The sequence below is a fragment of the Desulforhabdus sp. TSK genome (genome assembly GCF_022836495.1).
In the GTDB taxonomy this organism is placed as follows: domain Bacteria; phylum Desulfobacterota; class Syntrophobacteria; order Syntrophobacterales; family Syntrophobacteraceae; genus Desulforhabdus.
In genome coordinates, this window is the sequence record NZ_BQXM01000001.1 from 257,027 (window position 1) to 272,284 (window position 15,258).

General features: G+C 55.8%; 14 protein-coding genes. 5 read left to right on the forward strand and 9 right to left on the reverse strand.

The annotated features are described in order from the left end of the window. Nucleotides 1–65: 65 nt before the first annotated feature. Nucleotides 66–716 (forward strand): ribulose-phosphate 3-epimerase, encoded by a 651-nt coding sequence (rpe, locus tag MWC30_RS01160; RefSeq protein ID WP_244082307.1) that lies wholly within the window; start codon nucleotides 66–68, stop codon nucleotides 714–716. 44 nt (nucleotides 717–760) lie between these two features. Here the strand turns inward: rpe and MWC30_RS01165 are convergent, their stop codons facing one another. The 4 genes from MWC30_RS01165 to MWC30_RS01180 all read right to left on the reverse strand — a co-directional run bounded on the left by MWC30_RS01165 (nucleotide 761) and on the right by MWC30_RS01180 (nucleotide 4,456). After that, nucleotides 761–1,357 carry a class I SAM-dependent methyltransferase gene (locus tag MWC30_RS01165; RefSeq protein WP_244082308.1) on the reverse strand — a complete coding sequence of 199 codons (597 nt, stop codon included), beginning with the start codon at nucleotides 1,355–1,357 and terminating at the stop codon, nucleotides 761–763. A gap of 10 nt (nucleotides 1,358–1,367) precedes the next feature. Next, nucleotides 1,368–2,165, reverse strand: a complete 798-nt coding sequence (gene ubiE / locus MWC30_RS01170; RefSeq protein WP_244082309.1) for a bifunctional demethylmenaquinone methyltransferase/2-methoxy-6-polyprenyl-1,4-benzoquinol methylase UbiE — start codon at nucleotides 2,163–2,165, stop codon at nucleotides 1,368–1,370. A 304-nt stretch (nucleotides 2,166–2,469) separates the two neighbouring features. After that, nucleotides 2,470–2,664, reverse strand: a complete 195-nt coding sequence (rpmB, locus tag MWC30_RS01175; RefSeq protein ID WP_244082310.1) for a 50S ribosomal protein L28 — start codon at nucleotides 2,662–2,664, stop codon at nucleotides 2,470–2,472. 205 nt (nucleotides 2,665–2,869) lie between these two features. Continuing rightward, nucleotides 2,870–4,456: a sigma-54-dependent Fis family transcriptional regulator gene (locus tag MWC30_RS01180; protein WP_244082311.1), complete on the reverse strand. Its 1,587-nt coding sequence runs from the start codon at nucleotides 4,454–4,456 to the stop codon at nucleotides 2,870–2,872. Between the two features lie 254 nt (nucleotides 4,457–4,710). Between MWC30_RS01180 and MWC30_RS01185 the strand changes: the two genes are divergently transcribed. Both MWC30_RS01185 and MWC30_RS01190 read left to right on the forward strand, forming a co-directional pair. Continuing rightward, nucleotides 4,711–6,597: an aldehyde ferredoxin oxidoreductase family protein gene (locus tag MWC30_RS01185; RefSeq protein WP_244082312.1), complete on the forward strand. Its 1,887-nt coding sequence runs from the start codon at nucleotides 4,711–4,713 to the stop codon at nucleotides 6,595–6,597. Then, nucleotides 6,587–6,970 carry a hypothetical protein gene (locus MWC30_RS01190; RefSeq protein ID WP_244082313.1) on the forward strand — a complete coding sequence of 128 codons (384 nt, stop codon included), beginning with the start codon at nucleotides 6,587–6,589 and terminating at the stop codon, nucleotides 6,968–6,970. Before MWC30_RS01185 ends, MWC30_RS01190 begins: the two co-directional genes overlap by 11 nt. Nucleotides 6,971–7,251: 281 nt before the next feature. Here MWC30_RS01190 and MWC30_RS01195 read toward each other — a convergent pair whose 3' ends face one another. The 4 genes from MWC30_RS01195 to purM are packed head-to-tail and all read right to left on the reverse strand — an operon-like array spanning nucleotide 7,252 to nucleotide 12,061. Further along, nucleotides 7,252–9,180, reverse strand: coding sequence for a DUF3488 and DUF4129 domain-containing transglutaminase family protein (locus MWC30_RS01195; RefSeq protein ID WP_244082314.1), 1,929 nt, complete (start codon nucleotides 9,178–9,180; stop codon nucleotides 7,252–7,254). Then, a complete protein-coding gene (locus tag MWC30_RS01200) occupies nucleotides 9,167–10,039 on the reverse strand; it encodes a DUF58 domain-containing protein (protein ID WP_244082315.1) in 873 nt (290 codons plus the stop codon). Before MWC30_RS01200 ends, MWC30_RS01195 begins: the two co-directional genes overlap by 14 nt. Next, entirely contained in the window at nucleotides 10,036–10,968 is a 933-nt protein-coding gene (locus tag MWC30_RS01205; protein WP_368860773.1) for an AAA family ATPase, read from the reverse strand. Before MWC30_RS01205 ends, MWC30_RS01200 begins: the two co-directional genes overlap by 4 nt. Nucleotides 10,969–11,014: 46 nt before the next feature. Continuing rightward, a complete protein-coding gene (gene purM / locus MWC30_RS01210) occupies nucleotides 11,015–12,061 on the reverse strand; it encodes a phosphoribosylformylglycinamidine cyclo-ligase (protein ID WP_244082317.1) in 1,047 nt (348 codons plus the stop codon). A 342-nt stretch (nucleotides 12,062–12,403) separates the two neighbouring features. On the opposite strand from purM, the gene mltG reads away from it, so the two are divergent. Beyond that, entirely contained in the window at nucleotides 12,404–13,504 is a 1,101-nt protein-coding gene (mltG, locus tag MWC30_RS01215; protein ID WP_244082318.1) for an endolytic transglycosylase MltG, read from the forward strand. 23 nt (nucleotides 13,505–13,527) lie between these two features. Then, the gene (locus tag MWC30_RS01220) at nucleotides 13,528–14,343 is read left to right on the forward strand and encodes an NTP transferase domain-containing protein (protein WP_244082319.1); all 816 of its coding nucleotides are present in this window, start codon (nucleotides 13,528–13,530) and stop codon (nucleotides 14,341–14,343) included. A gap of 261 nt (nucleotides 14,344–14,604) precedes the next feature. On the opposite strand, the gene MWC30_RS01225 is transcribed toward MWC30_RS01220, so the two are convergent. Further along, nucleotides 14,605–15,225, reverse strand: coding sequence for a redoxin domain-containing protein (locus MWC30_RS01225; protein WP_244082320.1), 621 nt, complete (start codon nucleotides 15,223–15,225; stop codon nucleotides 14,605–14,607). Nucleotides 15,226–15,258: the final 33 nt, after the last annotated feature.

Below are 15,258 nucleotides of genomic sequence, written 5' to 3' on the forward strand. Positions count from 1 at the left end.
GGCTTAAGGCTGCCGCGATGACGTGAAAGTGTTCGGAATGAATTATCTTTCCCCCTGGAGAAACGATGAGAAAACTCTCGGCATCAATTCTTTCCGCCGATTTCGGTCGACTTGCGGACGAGGTGCGGGCGGTGGAAGCCGCTGGAACGGATTGGATCCACGTGGACGTCATGGATGGGCATTTCGTCCCCAACATCACCATCGGTCCCGATGTGGTGCGTGCTCTTCGCAAGGTGACACATCTTCCCTTCGATGTGCACCTGATGATCGAAAAGCCCGAACGCACCCTGGAGGCCTTTGTAGACGCGGGGGCCGATTGGCTGGGGGTCCATGTGGAAACGTGCCCACACCTGCACCGTACCATTCAAAACATCAAGGAACTGGGGGCCAAAGCCATCGTGACCCTGAATCCGGCGACGCCTCTCGTCAGCATCGAAGACATTCTGCCTGACGTGGACATGGTACTCATCATGACAGTGAATCCAGGCTTCGGCGGGCAGAAGTTTATCGATGGCGCACTGCCCAAGATCCGCAAGTGCCGGCAATGGATCGATGAACGCAAGTGCTCTGCGCTGCTGGAAGTGGATGGGGGCGTGAATTCCGACACCATCGATGGTCTCGTGGCGGCGGGAGTGGATGTTTTTGTGGCGGGGTCGGCAGTGTTCAATGGTGGGGATTACGTCAAAAACATCAAGGTGTTGAAAGATCGCATGTAACAGCTGCCTCTTTCAGCGTCCCCGTCCCGGCAGTATCTTGATTTTCATGCCTCCTTGACGAGCACGGCAAGCAATCCAACCCCTTTGACCTCCAGGGAATCCACCATGTTCAGGCCCGCCGCTGCGAGGGCGGCCCGGAAATCGCGGCTTCCAAACCGATCTTCGGTGGGGTGCAGCAGAATGTGCCTGGTGATAAAGTTTTGGTAAAGGGTGGGGTAGAGCTCTTCCACATAAAAGGTCCCGCCCGGTTTGAGGATCCTGCAGATCTCCGAGACGGCGCTTCGCCAGTCCGGCACGTGGTGCAGGACTCCGAAGTCGTAGACAGCGTCCAGGCTGCCGTCTCCATAAGGAAGGTGCAGCACGTCTCCGACGTACATGAAAATGCTCTGCTTCTCACGGGACGAAAGAAAACGTTTTCCCAGGCGGATCATCTTCCAATCCAGGTCCATGGCATGGAGGGCGGCCGGTTGAAATTCCTTGAGAATCAGGCTCGCTCCGGCCCCGCGTCCGCACCCTATTTCCAGAACGACGGATTCCGGCGGCAGGGGCAGGGTCCGTCTCAGCCAACGAATTTCAAACCGCTGCTCCATGACTCGGCAGGGATTGTTGACCACCAGTCGTTCCGCCCAGTTCAGCTTCATGGCTCGCTCCCTATCCTTTCCTTCCCACATGAACGACTGCGATGCCGTCCGTCAGTCTGCGGTAAGATACCTTTTCGAACCCGATTTCCTCGAGGATCTCTTTCAGTCGTTGAGCGCCTGGGAACATGCGAATGGATTCGGGCAGATACGTATAGGCATGCCGGGACCCTCCCAGTACTTTTCCCACGGCGGGCATGATGTAGAAGGAATAGAAATCGTAGAGGAATCGAAACCAGGGGGTGACGGGCTCTGAAAATTCGAGGCACATGAGCTTTCCGCCGGGCTTCAGCACACGGTACATTTCTTTGAAACCCTCTTCCATGTGTGTCAGGTTCCTGATTCCAAAACCCACCATGGCCGCATCGAAGCTGGCATCGTCAAAGGAAATCTTTTCGGCATCTCCCTGGATGTAGTGAATCTGTTGTGCGTAAGGCGTGGCGGCAACCTTGGGGATTCCCGTCTTCATCATGGCCCAGTTGATATCGTACAGGAAAACACGGCCCGAGGGACCGATGAGGGGGGCGGCCATCAAGGCAAGATCGGCAGTGCCGCCGCACACGTCAATGATGCGGTCTCCCTCACGGAGGTCCATCATGCGGACGGCAATGCGCTTCCAGATGTAATGCGCTCCGAAGCTGAGGAGCGTGTTCATGAAATCGTATTTGCAGGCCACGGTATTGAAGTGGCGCCTGACCCAGCGGACCTTGTCGTCCTCAGGAACTGTCAGGAAGCCAAAATGGGTCGATGGTTCCTGATTTTCGGGCAAAGGGATCGCTTCTTGCGAACGGGCAGCGTTAAGAGGCTCCATATGCTTTTCCTGTAAGGTCCCTGGGGAAAGAAGACCATCGGACGGGATGCGGGAATGCAGCAGCGGGGTCGTGACGCATCCCCTGGAATGACGACTCCGGATGCGCCGGCAATCCATGGGGAACGAGCTGCTCACACGACCATCTTCGGGGAGGGCGACTGGCCGGACGTCGGTATCCGGAACGGTTTAGAGCGACGACAGGCCGGTCCAACTGGTGCGCATCAACATCATCCCCTGTACAAGCGGTTTCGAGTCTCCATCGGAACCGATTGTACAGGGGATGAAACCATGACGGGAAAACGCATCAGGCCGGCTTGACGACGAGGCCGCTTCGAATGCAACGCGTGCATACGCGGACGCGACGCACCGAGCCGTCTTTATCCACATGGCGCACCTGCTGCAGGTTGGGGAGCCACAAACGTTTGGTCTTATTGTTCGCGTGGCTGACATTGTTGCCAACCTGGGGGGTTTTTCCGCAGAATTCACATTTCCTGCTCATGATCATGCTTCCTTTCTCTCTCAAAGTACCCTTGGATATGAGTGAATCCAGTATTTTCAGATGCTTATCTTCTTTCTGAACGGTGCGGCTTCACGAAAAGAACTTTCTACCACATAGCCGCCGCGAGGGCAAGCCATTTTAAGGTTCAAGGGACTGATGTCGGGTCCTCCCTGGGCATGCTGTCCCGAAAGGGGAGAAGGTCGGCTTACAACATGTTCTCTGGACGCAGGGAAGCAGGGATTTCTCCGGATCTCCCGAAGGGAATGTTCAATTTTCTCATGCGACTGCGAAGCGTATTGGGATTGATCTGAAGCAGTTCCGCCGCTCCACCTGTCCCATATATTTTTCCATTGGTCATGGTCAACAGCTTCTGGATGTGATGTGTGACGGCCTGGTCCAGAGACAATACCGGCTGCCCCGATTCGCAGAATGGTTGTACATCCTTCCGTGCTTCCCAATCACACAGGAATTCGATCTCCAGGTCGGTATTGCCATGGCGGCCGCAGCTCAGTATCAGGGCACGCTCCACCAGGTTTTCGAGTTCTCGCACATTCCCGGGCCACGGATAGGATTGAAGCCGCTCTATGCTCCTGGCGGTAACGGGAGGAATTGTATGAATTTTCAGCTCCTTTGATTTTCTACGCATAAAGTGATGAAACAGCATGGGGATGTCTTCTTTCCGGTGCCTCAATGGCGGAATCGTGATGGGAAAAATGTTGAGCCGAAACCACAAATCTTCTCTAAAGAGTCCGGTCTTGATCATGTCTTCCAGATTGCGATGGGTTGCCGTGATGATCCTTACATCCACCGGTACGGGCCGAGTCCCCCCCACACGGTGGATCTCCTTTTCTTGAAGGACCCGGAGCAGACGGACCTGGGCCTGCAGTGGAAGCTCTCCGATTTCATCCAGAAAAATAGTCCCCGTGTGGGCTCTTTCGAAGTATCCGCGCTTCAGCGTCGCGGCGCCTGTAAAAGCCCCTTTTTCGTGCCCGAACAGTTCGCTGTCGAAAAGAGTATCGGGAATCGCCCCACAATTGACTTTTATGAACGGTCCGTTCTTGCGGGGTGAAGTGTAATGGATAGCGTTGGCAATGATCTCCTTGCCGACTCCGGTTTCACCCAGGAGCATGACCGGGCTGTTGAGATGCGCCACCTGGCGGGCCATCTCCAAGACTCCTTTCAAGCCGGAATCCGCCCCAATGATCTCATCCAGGGACACGTGCGACAATTCCCTGTTCAAACGCCGATTTTCGGCATCCAGCATGTCTTTGAGTCTGATGGCTTCCATATACCGGAGGGCATTGGATACCGCTATGTCAAAGGGTTCCCTGAGCAGGCCGAGCAAGTCTGCGTGAGTTTGATCGTAGCAATTTTTCGATTCGGCTATGAGTGTCAGCGCCCCCAGCCTCTGTTCCTCGATGACCAGACGCATGACCAGGAGTGAAATATCGGCTTTTCCCGTCTGCTGATATACGGCCCAGGAAACTGCATCATGCTCTGGGTTGCCGACAATCTTGACCCCCTGCCATTTGGAAAACTCGTCCTCGATTTGCATGATGGCGTTTTGGGGCAGCACGACGGGTGGGAGCGGCGTGATGCTTCCCCTGCTCGATACGGTGGCGAGATTTGAAAGGATACCGGTTTCCTGCTCGTACAGGTACAATGACATCCATGAGACCGGCATATAGTGCTCGATATATTGCAGGCAGCGCTGCATGGCTTTTTTGATGTCGAGGCTGCTGCAAATGTGAATCGTTGCTTGTCGGAAAAATTCATTGGCATCCACTTTCATGGCATTCTCCTCTCAGTCCTCATGGCTCCGGAATTCACAACGGGGCATGCGTCATCCCCCGATTTTGCAAATTTACCACGATATTTGACAGTAGACACGATATTTAGCGCATGAAGTCGTTTAATATCGTGCAAGTCGAGGGGTATTCAGATTAACATCTTGATATATTGATATATTGTTCATTGGCACGCGTTTCGCTCTTTATCCGCTGAAAACCATGAATGTGTCATTGACAGGCAGGGAAGGAGTCGATCATGCCGTTGACGAGGAAGACCGCTTTTATTGATTTGAGCACCAGGCAGGTGGAAGTTCAGGAAGTCCCGTCAGGCCTGCGCAGAGACTATCTCGGTGGCAGGGGATTGAACATGTATTACCTGAAGCATTTGACACCCCGGGGGGCGGATCCTTTCGATGCCCGCAACCCGCTGATATTCGGCGCCGGACTTCTCACAGGCGTCCTGGGGGGCAGATCCAACGTTTCCGGCAGATCCCCGGAAAGTGGTTACCTGGGGGATTCCAATGTAGGCGGGTACTTCGGGGCCGAGTTGGCCGGTACCGGGTATAGTCATCTCGTCATCACCGGGAAAAGCGATCGTCCGGTTTATCTCTACATCGAAAATGAAAAAATATCCTTCATGGATGCTGCACACCTGTGGGGCAGGAACACCGCGGAAACCCAGACCATGATCAGCGATGAGCTCGGGGATGACAGAGTCAAAACCATGTGCATCGGTCCCGCCGGTGAAAACAAGGTCCGGTTTGCCTGCATCATCACGGGACCGAAGAATGCAGCCGGTAGGACAGGCCTGGGCGCTCTCATGGGATCTAAACAGCTCAAGGCGGTGGCGGTGCGCGGCAACAGGCCCTTTTCCATCGAGGATCCCACGGGGTATATCGACCTCCTTAGAGCCACGAGTCAAAAAACCGCTGGAAGCAAGTGGGGAAAAGCCCTGGGGCTCTATGGTACTCCCATCTTGTTCAAAAATGCCAACACGCGGGGCTGGACCAGCTACAGGTACCATCAGAGAACCACCGTGGGAGAACTGGGAGAGCCTCTCCATGCCGAGAATTTATATTCCAAAATGTCCAAGGGCTCAGTGTCGTGCTTCGGCTGTCCCATCCACTGCCGACACCGTTTCGAAATCAAGGAAGGTAAATTCAAGGGCACCCGGGGGGAAGGCCCCGAGTATGCCAGCATCGCATCCCTTGGCCCCACGCTGGGAAATTTGAATCTGGAATCGGTGGTGTACCTGTCCGAGCTTTGCAATCAATACGGCATTGATACCATCTCCGGCGGCAATTATCTGGGCTATGCGTTCACCCTCTTTGAAAAGGGGATCATCTCCAGGGAGGATGTGGGATATGCCCTCCAGTGGGGAGACCATGACGCCATTGAACGCTTGATGACCGATACGGTGTACCGGAGAAATTTCGGCAATGTCGTTGCCGAGGGAAGCTTTGCACCTGCGAGGCTCAGTCCCGAAGCCGGAAAACACATGATGACCATAAAAAATGTGTCCATAGAAATGACCGATGAACGTGCGGCCAAGGCCTTTGGTTTTGGATTGGCCGTGGCAACCCGGGGGACTTGCCACATGAGAAGTCGTCCATCCACCGATGTCGTTCAATATCCACGAGAACTGCTCAACAACTTTTACGGCGCCGATGTGGGCGAGGATTTCAAAGACTACAGGGGAAAGGCACGCATGGTCTGGTGGCACGAACTGTTCAATGCCGTCATGGACTCGGTGGGCATCTGCCGGTTTGCCGGCGTTTTCAGCAGCATCAACGCCCTCGGATACCTGGATATCTGTGAGCTGTTGAAGAAAACCGTGGGCTTCGATCTGACGGATAAAGACCTTTACGCCCTCGGAGAAAGAATCTACACCACCGAACGCCTCTTCATCAATGGCGAGGGGATTTCACGAAAAGATGACACCCTGCCGGACCTGTATTATGACGCGCCGGTTCCCGATGGCCCCACTCAGGGCGAACATATCGACCGGGAAAAATTCGAGGAAATGCTGGATGATTACTATCAGCTCCACGGCTGGGACAGCAACGGAGTGCCCACGCCTGCCACAGTCAACCGTTTGAGGATAGACGAGTCTTTCCAGGAGGAGTACCGACATGCGGGTTAAAGTGGATCAACACAAATGCACCGGTTGTCTGCTCTGTGAAATCACCTGTTCCCTCGTGCATGGCGGTCAGGTGCAGCGTGAGGCCTCCGCCATCCGGGTTCATCTCAGCTTTCTGGACCATGGTCACCATCGGCCGGTGGTTTGCAGGCAGTGCAAGAAGATGCAGTGCCTGAAATCCCTGGGGAGGGGTGCGGATGACGCCCTGAGAAAAGCTTTCATCTGGGAAGGTGATGCACAAATAAAGGAGAACTGCGCATTCAAGGCACTGTTCGCCATCGATGGCAAATTGATTCACTGCGACCTGTGCGGCGGGGACCCTCACTGCGTCAAAAGCTGCCCTACCGGTGCGTTAGCCCTGAGCGATGCGGCATGATATGACAACGAGGGTTCTTGTGTGTGGGCTTTTCCCCACCGGGGAATGCTTCGGGCATGAAATCGTGGGCAAAAGTTCACACTGCAAGGAAAAACAGCTTCTCATTCCCGGATTCGAAAAGGTCCATGCGGTATGTACCAGACGGATGAGATCGTGACTTATTGATGATCCTGTAGGAGCGGCTTCCAGCCGCGATGGAAATAGCTGGATTCTTGAAAATCGCGGCTGGAAGCCACTCCTACAACAGTCAAGATTTTACCCGTTCGAACTATAAAATCACCTCAAAATTCTCTCATCCGGTTTCTAAGCCGGCTGAGGGAATGGCGGGTCGCCTCCCGGTCTCCGTAGTAGATGGCCTCGAAATCCTCCACGAACCTTTGCGCTTTCTCCCGGAGGGGTTCTTCCTCGATCCTTGCCACAAACTCCTCCAGTCCTTCCGCCTTGCCCTTTTGGTAGCCGTGTGCGGCCATTTTTCTGGTGAAGCGGGCGGCGATTCTGTCCAGGGGTTTTTTCCTTTCGGTGAGGAATCGGTAAAGGCAGAAGCAGGCGAGAAGGCAGAGCAGGGGGAATCCCGCATAGTGCAGGAGGCTTCGTTTATTCAAGGTCGGCTTCCAGGAGGTGATTGCGGGCTTTTCGAGGCTCGACCGGAGCCATTCCAGCAGTGCCATTTGCCTGCTCAGATCATAGGTGATGACGAGGCGATTCCAATAGTAGTTGACGGTATCCATGGCAAGCTTGAGCTGCATGCTGGAATCCCGAGCCCCTCCCGCCGGAAGCCCCTCGTGCAGGGGGGGTGTGGGGTCCAAGCGCAGCCATCCGTCCTTGAGATAGGCTTCCACCCAGACATGTGCGTTGCTCTGCAGCACCAGGTAATACCCACCGGCTCGATTGTAGAATCCTCCCTTGTATCCCCCCACCACGCGCGAGGGGATTCCTCCGGCTCTCAGCATGGCGGCCAGTGCGGAAGCGAAATATTCACAGTTGCCACGCTTCTGCACGAAAAGAAAATCCTCCAGGGGATTTTCAGAGACGGGAAGGCTCTGGAGAGAATACTGATAATCTCCCCCCGTGAAAATCCGCTGAAGAGCTCCCACCCATTGGTCCCCGGGGGCGGCCTTCTTCAGGGCTCCTACAAGCTTTTCAACCCTGGGGGAAAAGCCCGGAGGCAACTGCAGATAATGGGATGCTTCCGTCGAGGGGTCCGGCAGGAAAGGAGAAAGAACGGAGACGGCCGTGTATTTTATTCTCCTTTCCAGGGGTGCGCGAAGGGTGTAGGTCGCATCCTGAGATCTCCGTGCTCCCCCCGCCACGATATGGACCGGCTTGTCCAAGGCGAAGAGATACCGATTTCCATAAGGTTCCAGGTAGACCGTCTGATGCACGGGATCCCCTGCGGGGGGATTCAGGGCGGTTCCCCATTTGAAGGTCTTCCCGACACTCCACGCGGAACCGTCGAAGGTATCCATGACGATGCCTCGCCAGTAAAGATCCCGCTCCTCTACCCGGGGCATTTCTGCCCGCAGGACGACTTGATTGTTTTCTTGAATCTCCGAAACCTGTCCCAGGGTGACCGTATCCGTGAAACCTGTTCGGCTGACTTCCCTTTTCTGCAGAAAATTCAGGAGAGGATAGCTGGTTCGAGGAAGGATGATGAAAAAAACGGCCGTCAGGGGAAGGGCTATGCCGGAGATGAGAAGCGCATGGCGGGCCAGTTTCAGGACATTGTCCCAGGTGAGAATGAGATCCTCGCTTTGCGAGAAGTATGCGAGCAGCAGGAGGGAAAAAGTGGCAAGCGTAACCAGGAGAAAGAAATAAACCAGAAAGACGGCACTGAGGGACAAAAGGCTGGAACCGACCAGGAGGAACATGCAGAGAAGATAAACCTGCATGTAATCCCGGGGTCGCTTTTCTTCCAGGAGCTTGACGGCCACGAGGAGAAGCAGTGCATTGAGGATGGGCTCAATGAGATAGGTCGCACTGATCCTCGAGAAGAAAAATCCGAGAATCCCGACCGAGCAGGCATTCAGCAGCCACCGCGGGGGCTTGAAGGGGAGGGGGGAGGGCCTCCTGGAATCCAGGCCGGCAGCGAGAATCAGCAGGCCGGCAAACAGGAGTGCAGTGGCCTTCTCCACGTGCTGGATGACGGATGCATACCCCGTGAGGGCGCATGCATAGGTCGAGATTTTGAGGGTATCCTTAATCTTCACCATAAAGAGCGAGCTTTGTCAGGATTCTCAGTCGATGGGCGGCACTGACGTCAGGCTTGAGGGTCTCTCCGTCCAGGTGGAGCCCCACAGGGGTGCGCGTCCGGAGCAGCTTGAGGATGGTGTAGGTCACACAGGAAACAGCGTGCTCGAGGTCTCTTTTTTCCATGCGGTCCATATCGATGATACAGTGCTCCCTCTCGATGGAAGAGAGCTCCTTTGTCTTCAGCAGACCCGTTTTCGCTGTGGATTTCCAGCTGATGTACTTGACCGGGTCTCCGGAAACGTAGTTTCTGATGGAGCGCAGGTCCTCCTCGAAACCCGCCAGGTCCGACAAGGCTTCTCCCTTGGATGGATTCTGGGAATGACTTTGTCGCGTCAACCTGCATGCGACGGGTTGAGGGAATACCACGAGATCCAGATCCAGAGGGATGGTACGAAATCGCGTAAAAAAATTGAAGGGGAATACTGAAGAAAGGCGAAGATACTGAACGCTGTGCCGTCCTCGGCGTTGGAAGCCCAGTTGGAGGCTTTGCTGCACCGTCGATCGGGCATTGATGAAAGGAATGAGGATTTCCCGCTCGTTCACGATGATCCGGATGAGGAAGGCGGGCATGAGCTTCCGGCGATTCACCAGCCGCACCCTCACGGGTACGTTCGTACCTGCGTAGATCTCCCCGGGGAATTCCAGGGAGGCCTCCACGGCATGCAGATTTCTACTGCCGAAGATGCCCGAGATCACCATGTAGCTCAGGAGCGCCGATGTCACGATATAGACGAGATTGTTTCCCGTGTTCACGGCCGAGAAACCGATCAGTAAGGTCAAGAGGATGTAGAGGAAGCCGGCCTTGTTGATCTGAATCACACGGGGACGGGAAGGTCTCGGAGTATCGATAGCAGGATCTCCTTTTTGCTCTCGCCGTCGTACTCCTCCCGGAAGAGCACCCGGTGAGGAATGACATACGGAGCCACTGCCTTGACATTTTCCGGAACGACGAAGTCTTTTCCCTGCAGGTAAGCATTGGCCTTGGCCGTTTGGGTGAGGGCCAGGGCGCCGCGCGTGGAGAGTCCCGCCTGGATGAACGGATTGCTGCGGGTGGCTCCGATGAGGTCGAGGAAGTAGTCCAGCATCTCGTCGGAAACTCTGATGCCGTTCCGTATATGCTCCTGAATCGCCAGAACCTCCGCTTCCTCCAGAATGGGCTCGATGGAGTAAATTTCCTTCCTCCTGCTGCCTCCCTTCAGGATCTCCCGTTCCGCCGCCCGCGGAGGGTAGCCGATGCTGATTTTCATCATGAAGCGATCGAGCTGAGACTCGGGCAGGGGAAACGTACCGAACTGCTCCCCCGGGTTCTGCGTGGCAATGACAAAGAAGGGGCGCGGAAGATCGTAGGTCCTCCCCTCGATGGTGACCTGCTTTTCACCCATGGCTTCCAGCAGGGCGCTCTGGGTCTTGGGGGTGGCTCGGTTGATTTCATCCACCAGCACGATGTGGTTGAAGATGGGACCGGGGTGGAATTCAAACGCACCGCTGTTGTTGTCAAAAATGGAAAGTCCCGTAATGTCCGACGGGAGCAGGTCGCTGGTGAACTGGATCCGGCCGAAGGAAAGGCCCAGGATCTTGGCGATGGCTATGGCAAGGGTTGTCTTTCCAAGACCGGGCATGTCCTCGATGAGCAGATGGCCTCGGGCGAAGACACACATGAGGGCGAGCCTCAAGGCGGCTTCCTTCCCGTGGATGTAGTTGGAGAGGAGTTTGATGGCTTCGTCAATCTTTCCACTTTCAACGGGCAGCTTCTTCAAAGGCCATACACTCCCGGCAGGTTCAACGGAGTCTCTCTCAGCGCTCCACGATGCGGACGGCGGGAGAATTTTCGTCTCGGGGAGCCACCTCGCCGATGCGGTAGGCCCTCTGCCCCATGGCATTGAGGAGCTCGATGATGTCCTGGGTATCCCTGGGCTCGGTGACGAGGATGTAACCGATTCCATTGTTGAACACATGGTACATTTCGTCGTCGGGAATCCGGGCCTGTTCCTGCAGATAGGTAAAGATGGGAGGGACATCCCAGGAGCCTTTGTAAATCATCGCCTGGCAGGCCCGGGGCAGGATGCGGGGAATGTTGTCGTAAAAGCCTCCCCCCGTCACGTGCACCATCCCGGAAATGGAAAACTGGCGGAGGATTTTCATGACGGGCTCGACGTAAATGCGGGTGGGCTCCAGGAGCTCCTCGGCGGCCGTCCGGTTGCATTCCGGGATGAGGCTGTCGGGATTGAGCTTGAGCTGATCGAAAACGACGCGGCGCACCAGGCTGTAGCCGTTGGAATGGAGACCGCTCGAGGAGATGCCGACGATGTCGTTTCCCACGTGGATCGTGGAGCCGTCGATGATCTGCCCGTTGTCCACCAGCCCCACGGAAAAACCGGCCATATCGTATTCGTCCGCCCCGTAGAAATCCGGCATTTCGGCCGTTTCTCCACCAATGAGGGAGCAGCCGGCTTCCTTGCATCCCGCCACGATGCCCGTGATGAGCTGTTCCACCAGGTCCAGGTCCAATCGTCCCATGGCAAGATAGTCCAGGAAGAACAGGGGCCGTGCCCCCTGAACGATGATGTCGTTCACGCACATGGCCACCAGGTCGATCCCCACCGTATTGTGACGGTTGGACCAGAACGCCACTTTCAACTTCGTCCCGACGCCATCCGTCGAAGACACCAGGACGGGCTTGTTCATCTCATGGCAGTTGATGGAATAAAGGCCGCCAAACCCCCCGATGTCCGTAATGACGCCGCTGTTAAACGTGGTGCGCACCAGAGGCTTGATGCGCTTGACCAGTTCATTGGCCTTGTCCAGATCCACTCCGGCTTGCCGATACATGTGCATGCTCATGGATAACGAACTCCCCCCGCGAATTAAAAGTCTTTCAGTTGGAAAAATCTTCACCCCACATATAGCATGTATTCGCCTCAGCTCCAAAGACTCTGAAATAAATTGTTGTTTTTTGAGGCTCGATGGGTTCTCAAGTGTCTGCAATACTTTAGGAATCCCGGGTAGATGCAATTGGGGGAACTGCCTCCGGCGTGCCGAAGCATCGGGAGGCTATGGGTTGACAACCCATGCCGGGGCAGTGCATAAAATCGGAATCGAGCCCACGCATGAGGATCTGCTGATCCATACCCAAAGCACATTGACACAACTTCTCCATACTGAGAGGGAAAAAGAGAGCATTCATTGAAAGCGCGCCACACTATCTATTGCTTTTTAGTCGGCTTCATGGGGCTGGTCTCCATCGTTGTCTGCCTCCTGCTCTTCGATTTCTGGCTTTTTCTCCGCCTTCCCGCGAGCGCGGATCGGACCCTCCGGGAGATCATTGTCCGGCCCGGCATGAATGTCACCGCTGTCGCCCGGCTCCTTCACGATGAAGGGATCATTTCCGACCCGCGGAAATTTTATTATTTATGCCGGTATCGCCAGGCAGGGCAGAGGCTGAAGGCGGGCGAATATGCCTTTTACGCCTTTTCCACTCCGGAGCAGGTCCTGGACCGGATTGTCGAGGGCAGAGTGGCGCTGCACCGCGTGACGGTGCCCGAAGGGTTTACCGTGCGGGAAATCGCCAGGACTTTAAACGAGAAAGGCCTGGCTTCCGAGGCAATGGTCATGCGGTATGCTGCAGACCCTGGTTGGATCCGATCCCTGGGAATCGAGAGCTCCAGCCTTGAGGGATATCTCTTTCCCGATACCTACCATTTCAGCCGGTCCCAAGGCGAAGAGGTTATGTTGAAGGCCATGGTGACTCAGTTTCGGCGCCGACTTCCAGCAGACTGGGAGCAGCGCTCCCAAGAGCTGGGGATGACGCTCCATGAGATCGTGACACTGGCGTCCCTCGTGGAAAAAGAGGCCATAGTGGATGCGGAGCGGACGCGCATCGCCGGAGTATTTTTCAATCGTCTGGGGCGCGGGATGCCTCTCCAGAGCGATCCCACGGCCGTTTACGATCTGGAGAATTTCTCCGGCCCGATCCTCTGGAGTCACCTGAAGCGGGAGAGCCCTTACAACACCTATCGCAACAAGGGATTGCCCCTGGGGCCCATCTGCAATCCCGGGAGCAAATCCATTCAGGCCGTCCTCCACCCCGAAAAGGTTCCGTACCTGTACTTCGTGAGCAACAACGACGGGACGCACTCTTTTTCGGAGAACCTCCAGGAGCATTCCCGGGCTGTCTCGCGCTACCGGGAGCTGAGAAAGGCTGCCGCCTCCAAAGGGGAGAGCCCGCCGGGCGGCTTTGAGCCTTCGGGTCCGGGGACCGTCTCTGCGGTTCAGTCCAAACCATGAATCCTCGAAAGGATCGATCCCATATGATGCATTCACAGTCCGGTGAAGTGGTCAGTGTCGTGTTTGCGGCAGGCAAGGGGAGCCGCATGCTGGGGTTCCAGGGCAACAAGACCCTTCTTCCCCTCATTCCGAAAGGATCGCTCTACCAGGGCGATCGACCGCTTTTAGTGGAAGTTCTGACAAACCTGCCTCCAGGGCCCAAAGGAGTCGTGGTGCATCATTGTGCTGCCGATGTGGATGCGGCGACTGAAGGATTTGGAGCCTCCTGCCTGATGCAGCCGGTCACCAACGGAACGGGCGGTGCCCTGCTGGCTGCCCGGACATTTCTCGAATCCGTCGATTCCCCCGCTGTTGTCATCACCATGGGGGATGTCCCCATGATCGCGCCGGCTACCTACAGCCGGCTGGTGGACGGGCTCAGGGAGCATGAGCTCATGGTGCTGGCCTTCGCTCCGGAGCAGAAGGGCCAGTACGGCATGCTGGAAATGAACGGGGGCCGGGTCGAGCGCATTGTGGAATGGAAGTACTGGAAGAACTTTTCGCCCGCTGAACAGGAAAAGCTGCAGTTTTGCAATGCGGGAGTCTACGCGGCCCGGCGGGAATCGCTGCTCCGCTATATGGACCGGATGGCGAGCCACCCCCACCAGGTGCGAAAGCAGCGTGGGGAGGAATGGGTCACCATCGATGAATACTTCCTGACGGACCTCGTGGAATGGATGGCCGCTGACGGGCTCTCCATCGGTGTGGTGGAAGCCCTCGAAGAGGAAGTCATGGGAGTGGACACTCCCGAAGCGCTGGAGCGGGCTCAAATCCTCTACGCCCGGAAGGCCGGCGGGTGAGGGATCTCCAAATTTCCACTCTGTCCCGTGCATCAACCATCAGGCGAGGGCTCACCCAGCATCCGAAAAGGCCTTATGCCCAAACCCGATCATTCACGACACCCACCCAGAGTTGGCTAAAAGTCCAGGAATCTCCTGCTCGACAAGGGCTGCGTCAAGGGAGCATAAAATCAGATGCTCCCTTAGATTGGATGTTCTATGCAAAAACTGCTTGGAACGTATCCTGAATCGCTGAGTGGGGTGGAGACGTGGCTCAGTCAATCACTTCTTCAGTTTCTCCAGTTCCTCGGCCAACTTTTCTATGCCGGGAGACTCATTGATATCATGAACGTCCACGTATCGGATGATGCCCTTCTTGTCGATCATGAAGATCGCCCGCTCGGATGTTCCAGAAGATCTCAGCACACCGTACTTCCTGGCCACCGCTCCATGGGGCCAGAAGTCGGACAGGACTGGGAACCAGACGCCGCCCATGTCTTTGATCCAGGCGTAAAGAGCCGGGATGTTATCCACGGTGATACCCAGCAGAATGGTGTCGCTCTCCTCAAAGAGCTGTTTAGCCTGATCATAATGAGGCCACTGCGCGGAACAGACCGGCGTGTAGCATGCCGGCACGAAAGAAATTACAACGTTCTTCCTGCCTTTGTACTGTCTCAAAGAGACCTTCTCTCCTGTGATGGATGGAAGGGTGAAATCAGGAGCCATGACTCCAGCTTTGAGCCCCCCCGCGCTGTCTCGGGGCTTTATTTTGCCCACCTGATAAATCTTATCCCCGAAATTGTCCGGTCCCTTCTCGGCCGCATCACAGACTGCCAAACCCATAAAAACCAGCACTGCGCATCCCAAAATAGTTAACATTCTGGTGTGAAATCGAACGAGCATGCTCACCTCCTTCAGGAGATTCTCCAGGCAGCC

Coding starts and splice junctions, on each gene's coding strand:
- rpe (WP_244082307.1), top strand. CDS start 66: ATGAGAAAACTCTCGGCATCAATTCTTTCCGCCGATTTCGGTCGACTT.
- MWC30_RS01180 (WP_244082311.1), bottom strand. CDS start 4,456: ATGAAAGTGGATGCCAATGAATTTTTCCGACAAGCAACGATTCACATT.
- MWC30_RS01220 (WP_244082319.1), top strand. CDS start 13,528: ATGATGCATTCACAGTCCGGTGAAGTGGTCAGTGTCGTGTTTGCGGCA.
- rpmB (WP_244082310.1), bottom strand. CDS start 2,664: ATGAGCAGGAAATGTGAATTCTGCGGAAAAACCCCCCAGGTTGGCAAC.
- ubiE (WP_244082309.1), bottom strand. CDS start 2,165: ATGGAGCCTCTTAACGCTGCCCGTTCGCAAGAAGCGATCCCTTTGCCC.
- MWC30_RS01165 (WP_244082308.1), bottom strand. CDS start 1,357: ATGAAGCTGAACTGGGCGGAACGACTGGTGGTCAACAATCCCTGCCGA.
- MWC30_RS01190 (WP_244082313.1), top strand. CDS start 6,587: ATGCGGGTTAAAGTGGATCAACACAAATGCACCGGTTGTCTGCTCTGT.
- purM (WP_244082317.1), bottom strand. CDS start 12,061: ATGAGCATGCACATGTATCGGCAAGCCGGAGTGGATCTGGACAAGGCC.
- MWC30_RS01185 (WP_244082312.1), top strand. CDS start 4,711: ATGCCGTTGACGAGGAAGACCGCTTTTATTGATTTGAGCACCAGGCAG.
- MWC30_RS01195 (WP_244082314.1), bottom strand. CDS start 9,180: ATGGTGAAGATTAAGGATACCCTCAAAATCTCGACCTATGCATGCGCC.
- MWC30_RS01225 (WP_244082320.1), bottom strand. CDS start 15,225: ATGCTCGTTCGATTTCACACCAGAATGTTAACTATTTTGGGATGCGCA.